Origin of the sequence: Ramlibacter aquaticus, assembly GCF_015159745.1 — a bacterium.
In the GTDB taxonomy this organism is placed as follows: domain Bacteria; phylum Pseudomonadota; class Gammaproteobacteria; order Burkholderiales; family Burkholderiaceae_C; genus Ramlibacter; species Ramlibacter aquaticus.
The window spans coordinates 1-22,604 of sequence record NZ_JADDOJ010000019.1 but is presented as its reverse complement, the minus strand read 5'-3'; the positions used below and the strand labels follow the sequence as shown (position 1 = coordinate 22,604).

Annotated in this window: 16 protein-coding genes; 11 read left to right on the top strand and 5 right to left on the bottom strand. The window is 72.7% G+C overall.

The window, feature by feature from the left end:
- Positions 1-13 precede the first annotated feature (13 nt).
- Entirely contained in the window at positions 14-1,204 is a 1,191-nt protein-coding gene (locus IM725_RS06770; RefSeq protein ID WP_193779814.1) for a vWA domain-containing protein, read from the top strand.
- A gap of 17 nt (positions 1,205-1,221) precedes the next feature.
- Here IM725_RS06770 and IM725_RS06765 read toward each other — a convergent pair whose 3' ends face one another.
- Positions 1,222-3,513: an ATP-binding protein gene (locus IM725_RS06765; RefSeq protein ID WP_193779813.1), complete on the bottom strand. Its 2,292-nt coding sequence runs from the start codon at positions 3,511-3,513 to the stop codon at positions 1,222-1,224.
- Positions 3,514-3,622: 109 nt separating this feature from the next.
- Positions 3,623-4,687, bottom strand: a complete 1,065-nt coding sequence (locus IM725_RS06760; RefSeq protein WP_193779812.1) for a YeiH family protein — start codon at positions 4,685-4,687, stop codon at positions 3,623-3,625.
- Between the two features lie 104 nt (positions 4,688-4,791).
- Between IM725_RS06760 and IM725_RS06755 the strand changes: the two genes are divergently transcribed.
- A complete protein-coding gene (locus IM725_RS06755; RefSeq protein ID WP_227753638.1) occupies positions 4,792-5,721 on the top strand; it encodes a LysR substrate-binding domain-containing protein in 930 nt (309 codons plus the stop codon).
- Here IM725_RS06755 and IM725_RS06750 read toward each other — a convergent pair whose 3' ends face one another.
- On the bottom strand, positions 5,722-6,951 hold the full coding sequence (locus tag IM725_RS06750) for a porin (RefSeq protein ID WP_193779811.1): 1,230 nt from the start codon (positions 6,949-6,951) through the stop codon (positions 5,722-5,724).
- A 130-nt stretch (positions 6,952-7,081) separates the two neighbouring features.
- Between IM725_RS06750 and IM725_RS06745 the strand changes: the two genes are divergently transcribed.
- The 9 genes from IM725_RS06745 (at position 7,082) to IM725_RS06705 (ending at position 18,455) form a co-directional block, all read left to right on the top strand.
- Entirely contained in the window at positions 7,082-9,733 is a 2,652-nt protein-coding gene (locus IM725_RS06745) for a LuxR C-terminal-related transcriptional regulator (protein ID WP_193779810.1), read from the top strand.
- Positions 9,734-9,901: 168 nt separating this feature from the next.
- Positions 9,902-10,750 carry a TauD/TfdA dioxygenase family protein gene (locus tag IM725_RS06740; protein WP_193779847.1) on the top strand — a complete coding sequence of 283 codons (849 nt, stop codon included), beginning with the start codon at positions 9,902-9,904 and terminating at the stop codon, positions 10,748-10,750.
- A gap of 36 nt (positions 10,751-10,786) precedes the next feature.
- A complete protein-coding gene (locus IM725_RS06735; protein ID WP_193779809.1) occupies positions 10,787-11,845 on the top strand; it encodes a BKACE family enzyme in 1,059 nt (352 codons plus the stop codon).
- A gap of 4 nt (positions 11,846-11,849) precedes the next feature.
- A complete protein-coding gene (locus IM725_RS06730) occupies positions 11,850-12,404 on the top strand; it encodes an RBBP9/YdeN family alpha/beta hydrolase (protein WP_193779808.1) in 555 nt (184 codons plus the stop codon).
- A 22-nt stretch (positions 12,405-12,426) separates the two neighbouring features.
- Positions 12,427-13,419 carry a quinone oxidoreductase family protein gene (locus IM725_RS06725; RefSeq protein ID WP_193779807.1) on the top strand — a complete coding sequence of 331 codons (993 nt, stop codon included), beginning with the start codon at positions 12,427-12,429 and terminating at the stop codon, positions 13,417-13,419.
- The gene (locus IM725_RS06720) at positions 13,416-14,756 is read left to right on the top strand and encodes an MFS transporter (RefSeq protein WP_193779806.1); all 1,341 of its coding nucleotides are present in this window, start codon (positions 13,416-13,418) and stop codon (positions 14,754-14,756) included. The genes IM725_RS06725 and IM725_RS06720 overlap by 4 nt, the downstream gene beginning before the upstream one ends.
- Before the next feature lie 46 nt (positions 14,757-14,802).
- Positions 14,803-16,431, top strand: coding sequence for a 3-(methylthio)propionyl-CoA ligase (locus IM725_RS06715; protein WP_193779805.1), 1,629 nt, complete (start codon positions 14,803-14,805; stop codon positions 16,429-16,431).
- A gap of 14 nt (positions 16,432-16,445) precedes the next feature.
- Positions 16,446-17,450 (top strand): YeiH family protein, encoded by a 1,005-nt coding sequence (locus IM725_RS06710; RefSeq protein ID WP_193779804.1) that lies wholly within the window; start codon positions 16,446-16,448, stop codon positions 17,448-17,450.
- Positions 17,451-17,474: 24 nt separating this feature from the next.
- A complete protein-coding gene (locus IM725_RS06705) occupies positions 17,475-18,455 on the top strand; it encodes a Bug family tripartite tricarboxylate transporter substrate binding protein (protein WP_193779803.1) in 981 nt (326 codons plus the stop codon).
- Between the two features lie 49 nt (positions 18,456-18,504).
- Here the strand turns inward: IM725_RS06705 and IM725_RS06700 are convergent, their stop codons facing one another.
- Both IM725_RS06700 and IM725_RS20340 read right to left on the bottom strand, forming a co-directional pair.
- Positions 18,505-22,314 (bottom strand): response regulator, encoded by a 3,810-nt coding sequence (locus IM725_RS06700; RefSeq protein ID WP_193779802.1) that lies wholly within the window; start codon positions 22,312-22,314, stop codon positions 18,505-18,507.
- Positions 22,315-22,318: 4 nt separating this feature from the next.
- Positions 22,319-22,604, bottom strand: a 286-nt coding sequence (locus IM725_RS20340) for a hypothetical protein (RefSeq protein WP_227753636.1), incomplete at its 5' end; no start/stop codon positions are given.

The window sequence follows — 22,604 nt, the reverse complement described above, 5'->3', positions numbered from 1 at the left end:
CACGGAGCGCACCATGCTCATCGACTTCTTCTACACCCTGCGCAGCGCCAAGCTGCCGGTCTCGGTCAAGGAATACCTCACCCTGCTGGAGGCGGTGAAGGCCGGCGTGGTCGGCCCCACCAGCGAGGACGGCTATTCCATCGACGACTTCTACTACCTCTCGCGCACCGCGCTGGTGAAGGACGAGAAGCACTACGACAAGTTCGACCGCGCCTTCGCCGCCTACTTCAAGGGCGTGGAGATGATCGCGGACTTCACCAAGGACGTGCCACTGGAGTGGCTGCGCAAGAACCTGGAGCTCGAGCTCTCGCCCGAGGAGAAGGCCAAGATCGAGAAGATGGGCTGGGACGAGCTCATGGAGACGCTCAAGAAGCGCTTCGAGGAGCAGAAGGAGCGGCACGAGGGCGGCAACCGGATGATAGGCACCGGCGGCACCTCGCCCTTCGGCGCCTATGGCTACAACCCGCAGGGCGTGCGCATCGGCCAGGACAAGGGCCGCAACAAGAGCGCGGTGAAGGTCTGGGACCAGCGGGCCTACAAGGACTACGACGACACCCAGGAGCTGGGCACGCGCAACATCAAGGTGGCGCTGCGCCGCCTGCGCAAGTTCGCGCGCGAGGGCTCGGCCGAGGAACTGGACCTGGACGACACCATCCGCTCCACGGCCGCCAACGCCGGCTACCTGGACATCAAGATGGTGCCCGAGCGGCACAACAACGTGAAGGTGCTGCTGCTGATGGACGTGGGCGGCACCATGGACGAGCACATCCACCGCGTGGAGGAGATGTTCTCGGCCGCGAAGTCCGAGTTCAAGCACCTGGAGTTCTACTACTTCCACAACTGCGTCTACGACTTCATGTGGAAGAACAACAAGCGGCGCTTCTCGGAGAAGTTCGCCACCTGGGACATCATCCGCAAGTACAACAAGGACTACAAGCTGGTGTTCATCGGCGACGCGACCATGAGCCCCTACGAGATCCTGCAGCCCGGCGGCAGCGTGGAATACAACAACGAGGAAGCCGGCGCCGAGTGGCTGCAGCGGCTCACCAACGCCTTCCCCAAGTTCGCGTGGATCAACCCCGAGCCCCAGGGTGTGTGGCAGTACCGCCAGAGCATCGCGGTGATCCAGCAGCTGCTGAACCAGCGCATGTACCCGCTCACGATCAAGGGCCTGGAAGAGGCGATGCGCCTGCTGTCCAAGTAGGCCGCGCGCCGCGGCGCTCAGTCGCCCGGCTGCAGCTCGGCGCTGACGCGGGCCACGGCCGCGTCCGCCAGCGGCAGCAGCACCACGAACTCGGTGCGCACGCCCGGCTCGCTGCTGAACTCGATGCGGCCGCCGTGCGCGGCGACGATGCTGCGGCAGATGTTCAGGCCCAGCCCGCTGCCCTTGTCCGCCTGGCCGGAACGCGCGTCCTGCGCGAAGCGCTCGAACATGCGGGCGCGGAACTCCGCCGGGATGCCCGGCCCGTGGTCGGCGACGGCGATGCGGGCCTCGTAGCCGCGGCACGACAGTGAGATCTCCACCGTGCCGCCGCGCGGCGAGAACTTCACCGCGTTGGACATCAGGTTCAGCACCACCTGCACCAGGCGGTCCGCATCGACCAGGGCGCTGCAGGCCTCGCGCTCGGTCCACTCGAGCGTGACGCCATAGGGCTGGGCGTAGGCCGCGGCCTCGGTCACGGCCTGTTCCAGCACCGGCAGCAGCGGCTGCGCCGTGGCCTGCACGCTCATCTGGCCGGCCGCCGCCTTCTCCACCCACAGCACGTCGGTGATCAGGCGCGCCAGCCGGCGCGCGCTGCGCACCGCGTTGTCCAGCAGGCGGGCCGCCGTGGGGGGCAGGCCGCTCTGCATGCGCTGGACCAGGTCCAGCGAGGCGGTGATCGCGGCCGTGGGCGTGCGCAGCTCGTGCGTCACCGTGCCGATGAACTGGTCCTTCATGCGCTCCAGTTCCTTGCGCGTGCTGATGTCCTGCACGAAGGCCGTGAGCAGCGTGCCCTGGCCCGTCTCCGCCAAGGCGCAGCGCAGTTCCGCCGGGAACACCGCGCCGCCCTCGCCGCGCAGGCTGGCCTCCACCGGTGCCCAGCCCGCGCTGCCCGGCGCCTGCAGGGCGCTGCGGCGCATGCGGTCCAGCAGCAGCGCGCCCTCCTCCTGCGGCTGGAGAACGTCCTCGGCCGGCCGGCCCAGCGCGTCCTCGCGCGTGCGCTGGAACAGGGCCTCCGCCCGGGCGTTCCAGTCGGTGACCTGGCCCGCGGCGTCGATGGCCACGAAGGCGTCGGGCGAGGACTCGATCAGCAGTTGCAGCCGCCGCTCGCTGGCACGCGACAGACGCAGCACCTCCTGCAGCTCGCGGGTCCGCTCGCTGACGCGCGCCTCCAGCTCCTGGTTGGCCTGGCGCAGCTCCTGCTCGCGCGCCTGCAGGCTCTGCAGCAGGGTGTTGAAGGCGCGCCGCAGGATGCCGATCTCGTGGTAGCCCGAGCCGGCGCGCAGCACGCGCGTCTCGCCGCGGTCTATGGCCTGCGCCTCCTGCGCGAGCTCCAGCACCGGGCGGGCGATGCGGCGCGCGGCCAGCCAGGCCAGCAGGCCGAAGGCCAGGCACAGGGCCAGCCCGCCCAGGGCGACGTCGCGCTCCATGGCGCGCACGGGCGCGCGGGTGGCGTCCAGGTCCTGCCGCATCAGCACCACCCAGCCCAGGCCGGGTGAATCGCGGTACGGCTTGCTGCGGCTGAAGCCGACCAGGTAGGTGCGGCCGTCGGGCCAGGCCTCGACCACGTGGCCAGTGCGTCCCTGCAGGGCCATGCGGTAGCTGGCCAGCCCCGCCAGGGCCTGGCCTTCCACGGCCTGCGGCCCCATCAGGGCCTTGCCGTCGGCCGCCAGCAGCACCGGCTCGGGCGGGCTCGCGCTGTCGCTGGAGCGTTCGAGCGCGGTGCGCAGCTGGCGCGACCATTCCCAGTACAGGTGGGCGCCGATCACGCCGGCCACCGCGCCGTCGCGCATGACGGGGAAGGACAGGTCGAAGAAGCGCAGCGGCTCGGCGCCCTTGTTGCCCAGCGCCGAGCTCAGCAGCACGGCCTCGTGCACGTCACTGAGGTGGCCGCCGTGCAGGCCCTGGGTGAACCAGGGCCGCGCCGTGACGTCGGCGCCGTCCAGGATGCCGCGCGTGGCCGCCCGCACCTTGCCCTGCGTGTCGGCCACACCGATCCACGCGTAGTAGGGGAGGGAGGCCTGCATCTCGTCCAGCGCCGCGCGCGCGCCCTGCCAGTCCATGCCGGCCGACAGGCGGTGCGCCATGCCCTGCACCTCGCGATAGCGCTCGAACAGGGATTCGTCCAGCCGGTCCCGGTCCAGGGTGGCCATCTCCTCGAGGCGGGCGCCGTTGGCGGCGTCGATGCGGTTCACCGCCAGCGGAACCGTGACGGCGAGCAGGCTGGTGACCAGGACCACGGTCATGGCCGCGAAGGTCACGGCCATCAAGGTGCCCAGGCTGCGCTGGCCGGGCGTACTGCTTGAATTCATGACACATTGTGCAGGGACACGAAACAGTCTCGCAATCCGCGGCCACCCGGAGGACCCGGGCGCCGCCATGAAAAAAAGCACGCGGCCGCGCGCGCAGCGTGCCCCACGCTCAGGCCAGGAGCGCCGGAAGCCACGCGTTCAGGGCGGCCCCGCCCACCACCAGCCAGGCGAACAGCAGCGCGGCGAGCAGCAGCGGCCGACTGCCGGCTTCGCGCATCATGCGCACCTGCGTCGCCAGGCCGAGCGCGGCCATGGCCATGGCCAGCAGGCCGGTGTCCAGTTCCACCAGCCGGGCGGCCCAGGGGGCGGGCAGGCCGTGCAGTGAGTTGAGCAGCACCACGCCGATGAAGGCGAAGGCGAACCAGGGCACGCTGGTGCGCGTGCGGGCGGCGCCGCCGCCGCGCGGACCCAGCGCGGACAGCGCCAGCAGGAAGGGCGCGAGCATCATCACGCGCACCATCTTCGCGATCACCGCCGTGTCCGCGGCCTCCGGGCTGACCGCGCGCGCGGCGGCGATCACCTGGGCCACCTCGTGCACGGTGGAGCCCACGTACAGGCCAAAGGACCGGCCCTGCGCGGGCAGCGGCCAGCCGTGCGCGGCGGCGGCGAACAGCAGGGGGTAGAGGAAGGTCGCCAGCGTGCCGAAGACCACCACGGTGGCGACCGCGACGGTGACCTGCTCGGCCCGCGCCTTGACCACGGGCTCCGCGGCGACGACGGCGGCCGCGCCGCAGATCGAGCTGCCGATGCCGATCAGCATGGCCGTCTTGCGGTCCAGCCCCAGCCAGCGGATGCCCAGCCCGCAGGCCAGCGCGAAGGTGCTGCAGACCATGGCGGCGTCCACCAGCACGCCGGCCCAGCCCACGTGGCCGATGTCCTGCACCGTCAGGCGCAGGCCGTACAGCACCACGCCCAGGCGCAGGATGCGCTGCTTGGCCAGGCCGATGCCGGGCCCGCAGTGCGCCAGCACGGGCGCGGGCAGCAGGTTGCCCGCCAGCATGCCCAGCATCAGCGCGAGGGTGAGCGCGCTCAGCCCGTGGCGGGCGAGCAGGTCCACCGAGGCGAGCTGGCTGCCGGCCACCGCGAGCAGGGCGCAGGCCAGCAGGCCGGGCGCCAGCCGGCGAAGCGCGGTCAGCGGCGGAAAGGGGACGGGGGACGGCAAGGCGGTACTCATGAGGGGATTCCGGGGTGGACAGGTCCAGTGTCTGCGCTGGTGATCGACCCGTCCAACGGCTTGTCCAGCTAATATCGAGCGATTCAATCGATCACCGGACCGCCATGGACCCCGCCCTGCACCTCAGCCTGCGCCAGCTGCAGATCTTCGAAGCCGTGGCGCGCACCGGCTCCACGCGGGCGGCGGGCGATGAGATCGCGCTGTCGCAGTCGGCCACCAGCGCGGCCTTGAACGAGCTGGAGCGCCTGCTGGCCATGCGGCTGTTCGACCGGGTGGGCAAGCGCCTGCTGCTGAACGACAACGGCCGTGAGCTGCTGCCGCGGGCGCGTGCGCTGCTGGCCGCCGCGCGCGAGCTCGAGGCCATGGGGCAGACGCCCGCCGCGCAGCTGCAGTCGCTGCGCATGGGGGCCAGCATGACCGTCGCGGCCCACCTGGTGCCGCCCCTGCTGGCCCGGCTCTACGGCGACGCGGTGCAGCGCGCCGACCGCTGGCACGCGTCCGTCGCGGTCGACAACACGGCCGGAATCTGCGCGGCCGTGGCCGCCTTCGAACTGGACGTGGGCCTGATCGAGGGCCCTTGCGACGACCCGGCGCTGGCCGTGCACCCCTGGGTCACCGACGACCTGGTGGTGGTGGCCAGCCCGGCGCTGGCGGCGGCCGGCCCGCCGCGCCTGGGCGTGCGCGAGCTGCGCCAGGCGGTGTGGCTGCTGCGCGAGAAGGGCTCGGGCACCCGCGAGGCCACCGACCAGGCCCTGCTGCCGCACCTGCGCGCCTACCAGCGCAGCATCGACATCGCGAGTTCGGAGGCGCTGCTGGGGGCGGCGCTGCTGGGCCTGGGCCACGCGGTGCTCTCGCGCCGCGTGGTGGCGCCGCGGCTGGCCTCCGGCGATCTGTGCGAGGTGCCCACCACCCTGCCGGCCATCCGCCGCCAGTGCTGGTGGGTGGTCCACCGCGACAAGCAGCCCAGCGCGGCGCTGCAGCGCTGCATCGCCGTGCTCACGGCCGGGGCCGGTGCCCTGGGCGCGCTGGCCTGATCAGAAGCTGTGGCGCATGCCCACCATCAGCGCGTGCACGCTGGTGTTGGGCACCACGGGGCTGGCGTAGACCGGGCTCATGTTCATGTTCGCGCCTTCGTTCTTCACCTCGCCCACCTGCACGTACAGCAGGCTGCGGCGCGACAGCGAATACTCGGCCCCCATCGCGAACTGGCTCGACTTGTTGCCCGCGTTGCGGTTGTCCTTGACGCGGTAGTAGCCGGCGGTGAGGTTGATGTGCGGCACCGGGCGCCAACCGGCCCCGACGCTCCACAGGTCCAGGCTGTCGGAGCCGCCCTTGACGATGGCGTGCGCCGGGTTGCGGGCCTGCATCAGGCTGCCGCTCACCGTCCAGGTCCCCAGGGTGTAGAGCGCGCCGACCGAGGCCAGGCGGTTGGTGTTGGCGGTGGGCGAGAAGCCCGCCGCGGCGGCCGCGGCCGCGCCCGTTGCCGCGCTGCCGGTGGCGGCGGTGTACAGGGCGGTGGCCACGCCCAGGTTGTTGCCGTAGCCGTTGTACCAGAGCGCGGACAGCTTCAGGCCGTTGGCGTCGTACACCGCGGTGAGCGCTTCCTGCACGTTGGCGCGGCCGCTGCCCGCCGTGTTGCCCAGCGCGTACTCGGCGTTGACGGTGATGTTGGCGAAGGTCGGGGCCGTGTAGAGGATGGCGTTGTCGTTGTAGATGGTGCCGAAGGCTACGTTCGACTGGTTGCCGGCCCATGCGCCGCTGGCGCTGTTCAGGCCCACCAGCGCCGTGAGCACGGAGCCGAAGTAGCGGCCACCGCGGGCGTCCGTGCTGGCCATGGCCCAGTACATGGGCGAGACCTGGCGGCCGAAGCGCAGTTCGCCGAAGGGGCCGGCCAGGCCGACCATGGCCGTCTGGTTGAAGAAGGACATGCCGCCGGTGCTGTTCACGCCGCCCGTCATGCCGTCCTTGGTGTTCAGGTTGCCCTGCAGCTGGTAGAGCGCCGCGTAACCACCGCCCAGGTCCTCGCGGCCGCGGATGCCCCAATTGCTGGCGCCCAGGCCGCCGTCCTTCATCTGCACGCTGCTCGCGCCCTTGGCCGCGAGGGGCACATAGGCCAGCGGGCTGGGCGTCAGGTTGTTGATGGACAGCACGCCCAGGTCCAGGTTGCCGTAGAGGGTGGGGCCGGTCTGGGCCGTCGTCTGGGCCAGGCTGCTGCCGGCGGCCAGGGAGGCCAACACGGCCAGGCTGATCAATGTGCGTTTCATGGTTCTCCTCGTCCTCGGTGGATGGTGGTGGGGGACCTTGCGAGGGTTGATCGTTTCGTTCTCATCGCCCCCCCCATCGCCGAGGGGCCTAGGGACAACCCTGAGCCGGGGCTGGGCTACCATCATTTCGATGCCTGACGTGGTCCACCTGCCCAGCGACCTGCTCCTGCGGGTGACGCCGCCGCGGGCGGCGCGCGAGCTGCTGGCGCGCGCACCGGGCGCCTCCGGCGGGGCCGACCCGCTCGCGGCCGCCGTGGTGCTGGTGCAGGCGCCGGCCGGCTTCGGCAAGACCTCCCTGCTGGCCCAATGGCGGCTGGACTGCATCGCGCGGGGCGCGGCGGTGGCCTGGCTGTCCTCGCAGGGCATAGGGTCCTCGCAGCGCCTGCTGCAGGCCCTGGCCCTGTCCGTGCGCCAGGGGGCCGGCCGGCCGACCTTCGGCCACGTCCTGCTGGAGGGGCTGGTGCCGCCCGGGCTGGAGGGTTTCACCGCCTGGCTGGTGGAGGTGGCCCAGGCCGCCTTCGAGCTGGTGCTGATGGTGGACGAGGCCGACCGGCTGCCGGACGGGCTGCGCGAGGACCTGGCCTACCTGGTGCGCAACGCGCCGCCCAACCTGCGCTGCGTGATCGCCTCGCGCCCCGACGTGGACCTGGGCCTGGCCGACCTGGTGGTGTACGGCCAGTGCCAGGTCATCGGCGCGGCGCAGCTGCGCTTCACGCTGGAGGAAACGCTGCAGCTTGCCCAGCGGCGCCTGGGCACCCGCTTCCACCGCGACCGCTGCGCACGCCTGCACGAGCAGATGGAGGGCTGGCCGCTGGGCATCCAGATGGCGCTGGCCCTGGCCGCGGGCGGCCAGCCCCTGGACTTCAACGGACCGGCCGCCGGCGCGGGCGGCCTGCATGCGACGCTCATGGGCCAGCTGCTGGGCAAGCTCTCGCCCCAGGACCTGGACTTCGTCACCCGCACCAGCCTGCTGCAGCACCTGCACCCCTCCCTGTGCGAGGCCCTGCTGCCCGGGGAACAGGCGGGTGAGCGGCTGGAGCGGCTGGCGCGCGACACCCCGGTCTTCGTCGCCGGCGAACTGCAGGGCTGGTACCGCCTGCATTCGCTGGCGCGCGAGGTGGTTCGCGAGGGCTTCGACGCGCTCCCCGCCGAGGGCCGCAGCGCCCTGCACCGGCGCGCGAGCACCTGGCTGGCCGCCCAGGGCCTGCTGGAGGTCGCGGCGCGCCAGTCGCTCGCGGCGGGCGAGCCGGACAAGGCCTACGACCTGGCCGAGCGCAGCCTCTACGACACCATGCTGGCCCAGGGCCGGCAGTCGGCGGTGATGGAATGGCTGGCGCAGGTGCCCATCGCCGAACTGCACCGCCGGCCCCGCCTGATGCTGGCACTGGCCTGGTCGCTCGCGATCAGCGAACGCCACGACGAGGCGCGGCGCATCGTCGACGCGCTGCTCGCCGGGGCCGCGGGCGACGAGCCGCTGCAGTGCGAGTGCGCGCTGATCCTGGCTGGCGCGGCCCTGTTCGCCGACGATCCCGACCGTTTCGCCGCCCTGCACGACCCCTGGGCCGACCGGCCGCCCCTGCACGCGCCCCGCCTGCTGCAGGTGCATGCCAACCGCTCGGCCCTGCGTGCCCTGCTCGCCGGCGACCCCGCGCTGGCCCGGCTGCGCCAGCAGGCGGCGCCGCGCCAGGACGCCGCGCACCTGGACCGCTGGGGCGAGGTGATCATCGCGCTCAGCTATGCCTGGGAGGGCCAGCCGCTCATGGTGGAGCAGCTGCTGGCCCCGTGCCTGGCCACCGCCGACAACGACCTGGGGCGGCGCAGCCGCTTCGCCGCCATGGTCGCGGCCACGCTGGCGGCCTCGCGCTGGGAGCTCGGCCGCGCCGACAGCGCCGCGGCCCTGCTGGCCGACCGGCTGGACGTGCTGGAGCGCAGCGGCCTGCCCGAGGCGGTGCTGCTGGGCTTTCGCACCCTGGCGCGCATCGCCGTCGCCGCGGGCCAGGAGCAGCAGGCCCTGGACCTGCTGGGCGCCCTGCAGGCCGTGGGCCGCGCCCGTGCGCTGGCGCGGCTGGAGCTCGCCAGCCTGTCCGAACAGCTGCGCCTGCATGCCCGCCATTACCGTGCCGCCACCTGCCGCGAACTGCTGCAGGCGATGGAGGCGCTGCATGCCTCGCTCATGGCCGCCGGCGAGCCGCCCGGGCCGCTGTGGCAGCAGGGGGTGCAGGGCTGGCTGCTGCTGGCACGCGCCTACGCCGCGATCGCCGCGCGCGAGTGGCGGGCCGCAAGCGCCTGGCTCGCCGAGGCCGAGGCGCTGGCGGCGCAGCGGCGCCAGGGCCGGGAACGGCTGGAAGCCATGGCCTTGCACGCCTGGGCCCTGGACCGCTGCGGCGAACGCACCCTGCCGCTGGTGCAGGAGGTGCAGGAGCTGGCCCAGGCCGCGGGGCTGGCGCGGCTGTTCGAGGACGCGCACCCCGACCTGGCGGCCTGGATGCGCAGCCTGGCCGGCAGCGGGCCGCAGCACGAATCGGCGGCGGCCCCCATGCCCACCGCGGCGCCGGCGTCCGCCCTGCCGCGCGCCGCCGCCAGCGCGGCGCTCACGCCCAAGGAGCGCCGGGTGCTGGAACTGCTGGCGCGCAGCCTGTCCAACAAGGAGATCGCGCTGGCGCTGCAGGTGGGCGAGGAAACCGTGAAGTGGCACCTCAAGAACCTGTTCGCCAAGCTGGACGCCGGCACCCGCAAGCAGGTGGTGGACCGGGCCCGCATCCTGGGCCTGCTGTCCGGCTGAGCAGCACCGCGTCTCAGGGTTGACCCGAACCCCCTCGGTGGTGGGGGGGCGATACCGGGGGTGGCTGCTTAGTCTTTCCTCATTCACGAGGAGACACCGCCCATGGCCACCGCATCCCTGGCGCCCCGCGCCCCCGCCGTCATCGATTCCGCGGCGCGCCTGCGCTCGCTGCGGGTCGAGCCCCTGACCTGTGCGATCGGCGCCGAACTGATCAACGTCAGCCTGGGCGACGCCTCGCGCGACAAGGCCCTGGCGGAGGAGATCCACCAGCTCCTGCTGCGCCACAAGGTGCTGTTCTTCCGTGACCAGGACATCAGCCGCGCCGAGCACGTGGCCTTCGCGCGCTACTTCGGCGAGCTGGAGGACCACCCGGTCGCCGGCAGCGACCCGGAGCATCCCGGCCTGGTGCGCATCTACAAGTCGCCCGAGAGCCCGAACGACCGCTACGAGAACGCCTGGCACGCCGATGCCACCTGGCGCGAAAAGCCGCCCATGGGCTGCGTGCTGCGCTGCGTGGAGTGCCCGCCCGTCGGCGGTGACACCCTGTGGGCCAACATGGCGCTGGCCTGGGAGAAGCTGCCCGAGGACGTGAAGCTGCGCATCGAGCACCTGCGCGCGCGCCACAGCATCGAAGCCAGCTTCGGCGCGGCGATGCCGACCGAGAAGCGGCTGGCGCTGAAGGCGCAGTTCCCCGACGCCGAGCACCCCGTGGTGCGCACCCACCCGAAGACAGGCGAGAAGATCCTTTTCGTCAACGCCTTCACCACGCACTTCACCAACTTCCACACGCCGGCCAACGTGCGCTACGGCCAGGACTTCACGCACGGCGCCGGTGAGCTGCTGCGCTACCTGCAGTCGCAGGCCTTCATCCCCGAGTACCAGGTGCGCTTCCGCTGGTCGCGAAACGCCATGGCCATGTGGGACAACCGCGCCACGCAGCACTACGCCGCGATGGACTACCCACCCTGCCATCGAAAGATGGAACGCGCCGGCATCCAGGGCGACACGCCCTTCTGAATCTCCCATTCACCCCGCACTTCCCGAAGGACCCCCATGAACTTCCTCGACGGCCACCTCTTCCCCGAAAACCAGGAACCGCTGGTCATCACCGCTGCTCCCTACGGCCCCGAGTGGATCCCCTCCGATTTCCCGGAGGACATCCCGGTCAGCATGGAAGCGCAGGTGCGCAAGGCGGTGGACTGCTACGAGGCCGGCGCCCGCGTGCTGCACGTGCACGTGCGTGAACTCGACGGCCGGGGCAGCAAGCGCCTGTCCAAGTTCAACGAGCTGCTGGCGGGCATCCGCCAGGCCTGCCCGGAGATGATCCTGCAGGTCGGCGGCTCCATCTCCTTCGCGCCGGAGGGCGAGGGCGCGAACGCCAAGTGGCTGTCCGACGACACGCGCCACATGCTGGCCGAGCTGGACCCCAAGCCGGACCAGGTCACCGTCACGGTCAACACCACGCAGATGAACGTGCTCGAGCATATGGAGACCGCGGACATCGCCGGCACCTCGCTGGGCACGCCCGAGGGCATCCGCGCGTACAGCGAGATGGTGGTGCCCTCCACGCCCAGCTTCGTCGAGGAGCACATCAGGCGCCTGTCGGCCCGCGGCATCCAGAGCGCCTTCCAGTTCTACAACCTGAACAGCTTCGAGACCGTGGAGCGGCTGATCCGCCGCGGCGTCTACAAGGGCCCGCTGGTGCTGAACTGGGTCGCGATCTCCGGCGGCATGGACGCGCCCAACATCTACAACCTCGCCAACTTCGTGCGCGCCCTGCCCGACGGCGCCATGGTCACCGTGGAAAGCAGCATGCGCAACGTGCTGCCGATCAACATGATGGGCATGGCCATGGGCCTGCACGTGCGCTGCGGCATCGAGGACAACATCTGGAACCAGGCGCGCACGCAGAAGATGAGCACGGTGGAGCAGATCCGCCAGCTGGTGCGCATCGCCGGCGAGTTCGGCCGCCCCATCGCCACCGCCCAGCAGGCGCGCGAGATCCTGAAGATCGGCGTCTTCTACGACACCGTGGAAGAGACGCTGCTGGCCAACGGCTTCGCGCCCAACGCGCGCGGCCGCCAGCAGGGCTTCCTGCGCAAGGCGGCCTGAGGCCATGGGTGCCCCCACCGTCCTGTTCGTGCCCGGGCTGCGCGACGCCGCCCCGCAGCACTGGCAGACCCTGCTCGCGACGGCGATGCCGGGCTCGGTGACGGTGCCACCCATGGGCCGCACCGACCTGGACTGCCAGGCGCGCGTGCAGGCCATCGAGCAGGCCGCGCAGTCCATCGCGGGCCCGCTGGTGATCGTCGCCCACAGCGGCGGCTGCATCATGGTCGCGCACTGGGCGCGGCAGACACGGCGCGCGGTGCATGCCGCGCTGCTGGTGACGCCGCCCGATTTCGAAACACCCATGCCCGAGGGCTACCCGGGCATGGCCGCGCTGCAGGCCGCCGGCTGGCTGCCGGTCCCGCGCACAGCACTGCCCTTCCCCAGCCTGGTCTGCGCCAGCCGCAACGACCCGCTGGCGGGCTTCCAGCGCGTGCTCCAGCTCGCGATCGACTGGGGCAGCGGCGTCCACGACCTCGGCGAGGTCGGCCACCTCAACCCCGCATCGGGCTACGGCCCCTGGCCCGAGGGCCAGCAACTCATCGCCGGGCTCATGCACTGAGCCCCCAAAACGGACACCCCCCATGCCCCACGCCATCCGTCTCCACGCCACCGGCGGCCCCGAGGTCCTGCGCTACGAACAGGTCGAGGTCGGCGAGCCCGGCCCCGGCCAGGCCCGCGTGCGCCACAGCCACATCGCCGTCAACTTCATCGACATCTACATCCGCAGCGGCCGCTACCCCCTGCCCTTGCCCAACGGCCTGGGCTCGGACGCCGTGGGCGTGGTCGAGGCCGTGGGCCCCGGTGTCACCGAAGTACGGCCCGGCGACCGCGTGGGCTACCTGCTGGGCCCGCAGGGCGCCTACGCCGACGTGCGCCTGATGCCGGCCGAGGTGCTGATCCCCCTGCCCGACGGCGTCGCCGACAGCACGGCGTCCACGCTGATGATGAAGGGCATGACCGCGCAGTACCTGTTCCGCCAGGTGTACCCGCTGCACGGCGGCGAGACCATCCTCTACCACGCGGCCGCCGGCGGCGTGGGCCTGATCGCCTGCCAGTGGGCCCGCGCGCTGGGCGTGACCCTGATAGGCACCGTGAGCACCGAGGCCAAGGCCGAGGTGGCGCGGGCCAACGGCTGCGCCCACACCATCGTCACCGGCGGCATGACCCCGGCCGACATGGCGCGCGAGATCCCCAGGCGGGTGCGCGAGATCACCGGCGGCCAGGGCGTCCCCGTGGTGTACGACTCGGTGGGCGCCGACACCCTCATGGCCTCGCTGGACAGCCTGCAGGTGCGCGGCACCCTGGTCAGCAACGGCACCACCTCGGGGCCGGTGCAGATCGACACCACGCTGCTGGCCGTGAAGGGCTCGATCTGGCTCACGCGGCCCGCGATGATCCACTACGCCACCCCGCGCAGCCACATGCTCGCCATGGCCGACGAGCTCTTCGGCCACGTGCTGGCCGGCCGCATCCGCAGCGAGCCCAGCCAGTCCTTCCCGCTCGCGGAGGCCGCCCAGGCGCACCGCGCCCTCGAATCGCGCCAGACCACGGGCGCCACCGTCCTGCTGCCATGAACCCCATCCCCACCGCCGCGCCGGGCGCTTCCGGCAACGACTACCTGGCCGGCCGCGGCGCGGCCTGGTTCGCCTTCGCCATGACCCTGGCGCTGATGGTCATGGACTACGTGGACCGCCAGGTCATCGTCTCCCTGTTCCCGCACATGAAGCGGGAATGGGGCCTGAGCGACACCCAGCTCGGCTCGCTGGTGTCGGTGGTCTCGGTCACGGTGGCGCTGGGCGCGCTGCCGGTGGCCCTGTTCGCCGACCGCGTGAGCCGCGTGCGCAGCATCGCCGCCATGGCCGTGGTGTGGAGCAGCGCGACGCTGTCCTGCATGTTCACGCGCAGCTACGGTGCGCTGCTGGGCGCGCGTGCGGCGGTGGGGCTGGGCGAGGCCGGCTACGGCTCGGTGGGCGCCGCGCTGATCGCCAGCCACTTCCCGGAGCGCATGCGCGCCGCGCTGCTGGCCGGCTTCTTCGCCGCCGCGTCCGTGGGCTCGGTGCTGGGCGTGGTGCTGGGCGGCGTGATCGCGGCCCGCTGGGGCTGGCAGTCCGCCTTCGGCGTGGTGGGCGTGCCCGGGCTGGTGCTGGCGCTGCTCTACCTGCTCGTGAAGGACTACCGCACCGTCTCGCTGACCCCCTCGCTGCAACAGGCGACGCGCAGCACGGGCGCGGCGGCCGGCCACATCTGGCGCGCCCTCTCGCGCGCCGTCACCATGCGCTGGGTCTGCGCCGGCGCCGCCGCGCAGCTGGTGGTCGTATCCTCCATCTGGGCCTGGATGCCCAGCTTCCTCAACCGCGTGCACGGCATCGCACCCGACCAGGCCGCCCTGCGCGCCGCCCTGGTGGTGCTGGCCGGCGCCGCGGGGGCCGTGGTCTGGGGGGCCGTGGTGGACCGCGCCGGCCGCAGGCGCCGGGGCGCCAAGCTGCAGACCCTGGCCCTGCTGTGCCTGTGCTCGCTCGCCGTGCTGGGCGGGGCCTTCAGCTTCGGCGCGGCCCTCGCGCCGCAAAGCCAGTTCCTGCTGGTGGTGCTGGGCGGCTTCCTCATGACCTGCACCGTGGGCCCGGTCTCGGCGATCGTCATCGACGTGATCCATCCCGGCGTGCGCTCCACCGGCTCGTCGGTGCTGGCGCTGATCCAGAACCTGTTCGGCCTCGCGCTGGGCCCGGTCATCACCGGTGCCCTGTCGGACGCGATCGGCCTGGGCCCGGCGCTGGCGCTGATGCCCGCCTTCGGCGTGCTGGCGGCGCTGGCCTTCCTGCGCGCGGCCCGCACCTACGAGGCCGACTGCCAGCGCGCCGGCGAGCCGCTGGACGCGCCACGCCCGCCGCCCCTGCAGGCCGCGCGCGCCTGACGCCGCGCCCCCTGCGCCACCCCACGACAACGACAAGGACACCGAAGTGCTTGGTTCCATGATGCAACAGCCCCTGCTGGTGTCCTCGCTGCTCACGCACGCGGAACGCCACCATGGCGAGCAGGAAATCGTCTCGCGCCGCGTCGAGGGCGACCTGCACCGCTACACCTTCGCCCAGATGGCCTCGCGCGCCCGCCGCCTGGCCAACGCCCTGGGCGCCCTGGGCGTGAAGCCCGGCACGCGGGTCGCCACGCTGGCCTGGAACGGCCACCGCCACCTGGAGCTGTACTACGCGGTGTCGGGATCGGGCGCCGTGCTGCACACGCTGAACCCGCGCCTGCACCCGGACCAGGTCACCTGGATCGCCGACGACGCCGAGGACGAGGTGATCTTCTTCGACCTGAGCTTCCTGCCCCTGGTCGAGGCGATCGCGCCCCGCGCGCGCACCCTGCGGCACTACATCGCGCTGACGGACCGGGCCCACATGCCGGCCCAGACCCGCATCCCCAACCTGCTGTGCTACGAGGACCTGCTGGCGACCCAGCTCGACCGCTTCGAGTGGCCGGTGTTCGACGAGAACACCGCCAGCTCCCTGTGCTACACCTCGGGCACCACCGGCAATCCCAAGGGCGCGCTCTACAGCCACCGCTCCACGGTGCTGCACACCTACGCCATCGCCCTGCCCGATTCGCTCAGCTGCTCGGCGCGCGACGTGATCCTGCCCGTGGTGCCCATGTTCCACGTCAACGCCTGGGGCCTGCCCTATGCCGCGTGCATGGTCGGCGCCAAGCTGGTCCTGCCCGGGCCCTTCCTGGACGGCAAGAGCCTGCACACGCTGTTCGAGGGCGAGGGCGTGACGATGTCCGCCGGCGTGCCCACCGTGTGGCAGGGCCTGCTCGCGCACGTGGAGGCGAACAACCTCGGCTTCAGCACCATGCGCCGCACCGTGATCGGCGGCTCGGCCTGCCCGCCGGCCATGATGCAGGCCTTCCAGGAGCGCTACGACGTGGACGTGCTGCACGCCTGGGGCATGACGGAGATCAGCCCGCTGGGCACGGCCTGCACGCTCAAGCCGCGCCAGCTGCGCCTCCCCGCGCAGGCGCAGCTCGCGCTCAAGTCCAAGCAGGGCCGGGTGGTGTTCGGCGTGGACATGAAGATCGTCGGCGAGGACGGCCGCGAGCTGCCGCGCGACGGCCGGGCCGCGGGCGAACTGCTGGTGCGCGGCCCCTGGGTCGTCTCGCGCTACTTCAAGGGGGCCGGCGGCGACCCGCTGGTGGACGGCTGGTTTCCCACCGGCGACGTGGCCACCATCGATGCCGACGGCTTCATGCAGATCACCGACCGCAGCAAGGACGTGATCAAGTCGGGCGGCGAATGGATAGGCTCCATCGACCTGGAGAACATCGCCATGTCGCACCCCGAGGTGGCCATGGCGGCCTGCATCGCCGCGCGCCATCCCAAGTGGGACGAGCGCCCGCTGCTGGTGGTCGTGCGCAAGCCCGGCAGCACCCTGGACCGCGAGGCGCTGCTGGCCCACTTCGAAGGCCGCATCGCGAAGTGGTGGACCCCGGACGACGTGGTCTTCGTGGACGCGATCCCCCTGGGCGCCACCGGCAAGATGCTGAAGAACAAGCTGCGCGAGCAGTTCGCCGACCACCTGCTGCAGGCGGCCTGAGCATGCGCAGCGTCATGCCCCACGCCGCCCCGGCGGCACGGGCCCGGGTGCTGGCGCCCGGGGTGATCGCCTGCGCCGTGGTCGGCGCGGCGGCCACCTTCCTGTCGGAGCACTACGGCGCGCCGGTGATGCTGTTCGCCCTGCTGCTGGGCATGGCGATGAACTTCCTCTCGGCCGAGGGGCCCTGCGCCCCCGGCATCGAGTTCAGCGCCAAGGCCCTGCTGCGCCTGGGCATCGCGCTGCTGGGCCTGCGCATCACGCTGGCGCAGGTGCAGGCCCTGGGCTGGGGGCCCGTGCTCTTCATCCTGGGCGCGGTCGCGCTCACCATCGCCTGCGCCATGCTCGCGGCGCGCCTGCTCGGCTTCCAGCCGCTGTTCGGGCTGCTCACCGGCGGCGCCACCGCGATCTGCGGCGCCTCGGCCGCGCTGGCCCTGTCGGCCGCGCTGCCCACGCACCCCGGCAAGGACCGCGCCACCCTGTTCACCGTGATCGGCGTTTCTGCCCTGTCCACCCTGGCCATGGTGCTCTACCCCATGGTCGTGCACGCGCTGGGCCTGTCCGACCGGGCCGCGGGCATGTTCCTGGGCGGCACCATCCATGACGTCGCGCAGGTGGTGGGCGCGGGCTACAGCATCTCCACGCCGGCGGGCGATACCGCCACCCTGGTCAAGCTGCTGCGCGTGGCCACCCTGCTGCCCGTCATCCTCTTCACCTCGCTGCTCACCCGCTCGCGCCAGGACGCCGCCGCGCACGGCCCGCGCCCGCCGCTGCTGCCCTGGTTCGCCGTCGCCTTCGCCGTGCTGGTGGCGGTCAACTCCACCGGCTGGATCCCCAGGCCGGTGCAGGCGGCCGGCAACGACCTCTCGCGCTGGCTGCTGGTCGCCTCCATCGCCGGCATCGGCATGAAGACCCAGCTGCGCGAGCTCGTCGCCGTGGGCCTCAAGCCCGTGCTGCTGATGCTGGGGGAGACCCTGTTCCTCGCCCTGCTCACCCTCGCCTGCCTGCGCTGGCTCGCCTGAGCGCGCCCTACACTGGAAATGCCCATGAACCCGACCCTGCTGTCCCGCCGCCGCTTCGCCGCCGCGGCCGCCCTCGCCACCCTGGCCCCCGCCGCCTTCGCCCAGGCCTGGCCCACCCGGCCGGTGCGCCTCATCGTCGCCGGACCGCCCGGCGGCAGCGCCGACCTGGTGGCGCGCCTGGTGGCCGATCCGCTCGCGCGCGAGCTGGGGCAGCCGGTGGTGGTGGACAACCGCGCCGGCGGCGCCGGCGCGATCGCGGTCGGCGAGCTGATGCGCGCGCAGCGCGACGGCCACACCCTGCTGGTGGGCGTCAATTCGCTGGTCAGCGAGATCCCGCACATCGTCAAGCTGCCCTTCGACGTGGGCCAGCAGCTCAAGCCGCTGGCCGAGCTGGCGCGCGCCGGGCTGGTGCTGGTGGCGCATCCGAGCTTCCCGGCGAAGAACCTGGCGGAGCTCGTGGCCTACGCCAAGGGCAGGCCGGGCGAGATCAGCTACGGCTCCTACAGCCCGGGCACCATGTCGCACGTGCTGGGCCTGATCCTGAACCAGTCCGCCGGCATCCAGTTGCAGCACGTGGGCTACAAGGGCTCCACGCCCGCGCTCACCGACCTCATGGGCAACCACATTCCGCTCATGTTCGACGGCCTGGCCACCTCGCTGCCGCTGATCCGCAGCGGCAAGATCAGGGCCCTGGGCATCAGCACGCCGCGGCGCGCGCCGCAGCTGCCGGACGTGCCCACCTTCCGCGAGGCGGGCTACCCGCAGATGGAGGCCATCGGCTGGATGGGCCTGTGGAGTTCGCCCGACAGCGCGGCGCCCGCCCAGGCCAGTGTGCGCCAGGCTGCGCTCAAGGTGCTGGCGGACCCCGGGCTGCGTGCGCGCATGCTGGAGACCGGCTTCGAGGCCGGGCAGCCGCGCAGCAGCGAGGACATGACGCGCGAGCTGCACGCCGACTTCGACCGCGTGGGCAAGGTGCTGCAGTCGGTGGGCTTCAAGCCCGAGTAGCCGGCGACGCAGGCACGCCGCGGCGCAACGCCGGGCCCGGCCCGGCCGCTCAGCCCCCGGCCGCCAGGCAGGCGCGCAGGCCCGCCAGGGCCGCGCGCATGCGGGAGAGCTCCGCCACCAGCGGCCCCAGGGCCGGCAGCGCCGTCCCGGCCGGGCGCAGCCCGTCCTCGATGCGGGCCGCCGCGTCGCGGATGGCGATGGCCCCCAGCACGGCCGCATCGCCGCGCACGCCATGGGCCAGGGCACGGGCCGCGGGCCAGTCCTTGCCGGCCAGGGCCTGGGCGAGACGGTCCGCGGCGTCCGCGTGGCGCGCCAGCATCTGCCGCACCAGGCCCAGGTACTGGGCAGCCTTGCGGCTGAAATAGCGCACGTGCGCCGCATCCATGCCGTCGACCGCGGCGACCCGCTCCAGGAGGGCGAGCGCGGCGTCCGCGCCCTCGCCGGAGGCATCGCCCGCGCCAGGCCCTGCGGCATCGGGTGCCTGGAAGCCTTCACCCGCCGCGGCATCGCCTGCCGGGGGCGCGGGTTGCGCGGGTTGCGCGGGGGCTTCGCCCGCCGCGGGCGTGGCCTCCAGCCAGCGCCAGAGCGTCTCGTACAGCCGCTGCGGCTGCACCGGCTTGGAGTGGAAGTCGTTCATGCCCGCTTCCAGGCAGGCCTTGCGGTCCTCGGGGAACACGTTCGCCGTCAGGGCGATGATGGGCACCGTCGCCCACCCCGGCAGCGCGCGCAGCCGGCGCGTGGCCTGCGGCCCGTCCATCTGCGGCAGCTGGGCGTCCATCAGGACCACGGCGTAGCGGCCCGCCCGGGCCAGGTCCAGGGCCTCGGCGCCATCGCGGGCCCAGTCCACCTCGAAGCCGGCGTCCTCCAGCAGGTCCTGCGCGACCTCGGCGCTGATGGCGCTGTCCTCCACCAGCAGGGCCCGGGCGCCGGCCATGCGCTGGCGCAGCTGCGCCAGCGGGTCCTGGGCCGGCCGCGCGTCCTGCACGGCGGGAGCCGCCAGCGGCTGCACCCGGGCCGTGAACCAGAAGCTGCTGCCCACGCCCGGCGCGCTGGAGGCACCCACCCCGCCGCCCATGAGTTCGGCCAGCCGGCGGTTGACGGCCAGGCCCAGTCCCGTGCCGCCGAAGCGCCGCGAGGTGGAGGCGTCGGCCTGGCCGAAGGGCGTGAACAGGGCGCGCAGGGTCTGCGGTGCGATGCCGATGCCGGTGTCCGCGACCTCGAAGCGCAGGCACAGCGCGCCGTCCACGGCGTCCGCCCCGGGCAGGGCGGAGACCCGCAGCACCACCGACCCCGCCGGGGTGAACTTCACCGCGTTGCCCAGGTAGTTGATCAGGGCCTGCCGCAGCCGTGTCGCATCGGCCAGCACCCAGGCCGGCACACCCTGGGCTTCGCAGGAGAGGGCCAGGCCTTTCTCCTCCGCGGCCGGCCGCACCACGGCCAGCGCGTCGTCCAGCAGCGCGTGCAGGGCGAAGGGCGTGGGGTCGAGTTCCAGCCGGCCGGCCTCGATCTTGGAGAGGTCCAGGATGTCGTTGATCACCGAGAGCAGGTGCTGCCCCGAGGATTCGATGCGCGCCAGGCGCGCGGCCTGCGCGGCGGAGACACCGTCACGGCGCAGCATGAAGGCGTGGCCGATGATGGCGTTCATGGGCGTGCGGATCTCGTGGCTCATGTTGGCCAGGAAGGTGCTCTTCGCACGGTTCGCCGATTCCGCCAGCTGGCGCGCCTGCTCCAGTTCACGCGTGCGCTGCGACACCAGCTCCTCCAGGTGCAGGCGGTAGCGGCCCAGCTCCGCCTCGGCGCGCTGGCGCCTGTGCTCGCCGTTCAGGTGGTCGAGCTTGAAGCCGATGTCGGCCGACATGCGCAGCAGCAGCTCGCGCGTCTTGCCGTCGAAGGACGACGGGTCGGCGGCGTTGAGCGTCATCACCGCGACGGTGCGGCCCTCGGCCAGCAGGGGGATGGCCGCCGAGGAGCCCCAGGCCGCCGCGCCCGGCACGCGCGGGTCGGGGCCGCCCTCGCTGCCGGCCTCCAGCCACACGGCCTGGCCCTCGGCCAGCGCGCGCTGCGCCGCCGCCAGCCCATCGGCCTGCCCGGCCGACTGCGGCGACGGCCGGGCCGCCAGCAGGCTGCCGCGCAAGGCGTCCGCCCCTTCGCCGTAGGCATTGCCCACCCGCAGGCCCAGGCCGTCGGGCGAGACCACGCCGATCCAGGCGGCGCAGGCGCCGGCCACGTCCACGGCGATGCGGCAGACGCGCTCGTACAGGTCGTCGGCCGTCGCGGTGCGGGTGATGGCCTGGTTGCACAGGCCCAGCGCGGCGTACATGCGCGAGACCTGGCGCTCGGCCCGCTCCACGGCCTTGCGCTCGGTGATGTCGCGCGAGATCGTCATCAGGCAGGGCTCGCCGCCCAGCACCAGGGCCTGCGCCGACAGCAACACAGTGATGATGCGGCCGTCCTTGCGGCGGCAGTCGATCTCCATGTCGCTGCAGCGGCCGCTCTCGCGCACCGCCTTTTGCATCTGCTCGCGCTGGGCCGGACGGACCCAGAGCTCGACCTCGCCGACGCGGCGGCCCTCGACCTCGTGGCTGGCGTAGCCCGTCATGCGCTCGAAGCCCGCGCTGACCTTCAGGCACTGCCGGTCGGCAATGCGCGAGATCACCATCGCGTCCGGGCTGGTGTTGAAGGCGACGCGGTAGCGCTCCTCGCTCTCGCGCAGCAGGACCTCGCGCCGGGTGAGGGAGTCGGCCAGCAGGTTGAAGCTCGCGATGAGCCGGCCCACCTCGTCGCGCTGCGTGGTGGCCAGGGGCTTCAGCGGCGCGGCCCCGCCCGACATCGCCGACATGGCGTCGGCGGCCTGCGCCAGCGGCCGCAGCTGGCGACGCAGCAGCCAGAGCGTGACGCCCATGAGCGGAGCGGTGAGCAGCAGCGCGGCCAGGGCCAGGTGCTGGTGCACTTCACGCACCGCGCTCGCGACCTGGGCCGTGGGCGTGACCAGGTGCACCTCCCAGCCGGTGGTCGCCATGGTCCTGCGGGTGTCCAGCACCTCCTCGCCGGCCGGGTTCACGTAGCGCTGCGATGCGGACCGGGGCCCCGTGCCGTCGCGCGCCAGCGCCTGGGGCCCCAGCACCGAGGTGGCATCGGCCAGGGCCAGGGCGAGGTGGCTGGAGGTCACCACGCGCGCGCTGCGCGGATCGAGGATGTACAGCCGCGCGGGCGTCTGCGACAGCTGCTCGTTGAGCTGCGAGATGAAGTTGGGCTTGCCCAGGTCGGTGATGCCCACCAGGGCACCGGTGACGTGGCCGGCGCCGTCGCGCACGGGCACCGCGGTCCAGAAGATGGGCGAGCCCAGGCCCCGGCCCCAGCTGGGGCTGCTGATGACCGAGCGGCCCTGCTCCAGCGTCTCGCGGATGCCTTCGCGCGCGAGGTAGTTGCGGCCCACGCGGTCCACCGCCGTCGGGACGGCGGCGCCCACTGTGCCCGCGCGGTCGACCCAGGCGATGCCGCCGTTGAACAGGATCGCCGACTCGGGCCGTTGCTCCAGGAAGGCCTGCCAGGTGGCGGCCCCGTGCGGCCCGTGCTCACCGCGCGGCCGCGCCAGGTCCTGCAGCACCTGCTGGCGGACCCCCATCGCACGGTCCAGGGTCAACGCCATCACGCCCGCCGTCGCATCCTCGCTGCTGGCCAGGTTCTGCACCATGCCACGGCCGATGACCCGGCTGGCGTAGAAGGCGAGCGACCCCAGGCCCAGCAGCAGGGCCAGCACCGTGAGCAGCAGGACGCGGGCCTTGAGCGAATGGCGCAAGGCCTGGCCCAGGCGGGCCAGACCGCGCAGGGGCGGCAGGGGCACGGCGGGCCGGTCCATGGGCTCAGAAGCTTTCCCAGCCGGCGCCCGCGGCTGCCGGGTTCGCCCAGGTCGGCGAGGCCGTGGTCGAGATGGCCTTCTTCTCGCCCAGCTGGCGGACCTGCGATATCTTGAAGTTGTCCATCGTGTCCTCGATCGTCTGAAATCGGCGCTGCGGCCAGGCACTGGCGCTGCATCGTGCGCAGCGGCAAGGTCCTCCGCCGAACTGGGGACTGTGCAGAACGCGCAGCGTCGCCATTGCGCAGAAAAGCACACGCGATGCTCCGCTGCAATCGGCATGCACCACCCCC

Bases quoted from the DNA above. Each gene is read 5' to 3' on its own strand.
- IM725_RS06770 (WP_193779814.1), top strand. From the start codon at position 14: ATGCTCATCGACTTCTTCTACACCCTGCGCAGCGCCAAGCTGCCGGTC.
- IM725_RS06765 (WP_193779813.1), bottom strand. From the start codon at position 3,513: ATGAATTCAAGCAGTACGCCCGGCCAGCGCAGCCTGGGCACCTTGATG.
- IM725_RS06760 (WP_193779812.1), bottom strand. From the start codon at position 4,687: ATGAGTACCGCCTTGCCGTCCCCCGTCCCCTTTCCGCCGCTGACCGCG.
- IM725_RS06755 (WP_227753638.1), top strand. From the start codon at position 4,792: ATGGACCCCGCCCTGCACCTCAGCCTGCGCCAGCTGCAGATCTTCGAA.
- IM725_RS06750 (WP_193779811.1), bottom strand. From the start codon at position 6,951: ATGAAACGCACATTGATCAGCCTGGCCGTGTTGGCCTCCCTGGCCGCC.
- IM725_RS06745 (WP_193779810.1), top strand. From the start codon at position 7,082: ATGCCTGACGTGGTCCACCTGCCCAGCGACCTGCTCCTGCGGGTGACG.
- IM725_RS06735 (WP_193779809.1), top strand. From the start codon at position 10,787: ATGAACTTCCTCGACGGCCACCTCTTCCCCGAAAACCAGGAACCGCTG.
- IM725_RS06730 (WP_193779808.1), top strand. From the start codon at position 11,850: ATGGGTGCCCCCACCGTCCTGTTCGTGCCCGGGCTGCGCGACGCCGCC.
- IM725_RS06725 (WP_193779807.1), top strand. From the start codon at position 12,427: ATGCCCCACGCCATCCGTCTCCACGCCACCGGCGGCCCCGAGGTCCTG.
- IM725_RS06720 (WP_193779806.1), top strand. From the start codon at position 13,416: ATGAACCCCATCCCCACCGCCGCGCCGGGCGCTTCCGGCAACGACTAC.
- IM725_RS06710 (WP_193779804.1), top strand. From the start codon at position 16,446: ATGCCCCACGCCGCCCCGGCGGCACGGGCCCGGGTGCTGGCGCCCGGG.
- IM725_RS06705 (WP_193779803.1), top strand. From the start codon at position 17,475: ATGAACCCGACCCTGCTGTCCCGCCGCCGCTTCGCCGCCGCGGCCGCC.
- IM725_RS06700 (WP_193779802.1), bottom strand. From the start codon at position 22,314: ATGGACCGGCCCGCCGTGCCCCTGCCGCCCCTGCGCGGTCTGGCCCGC.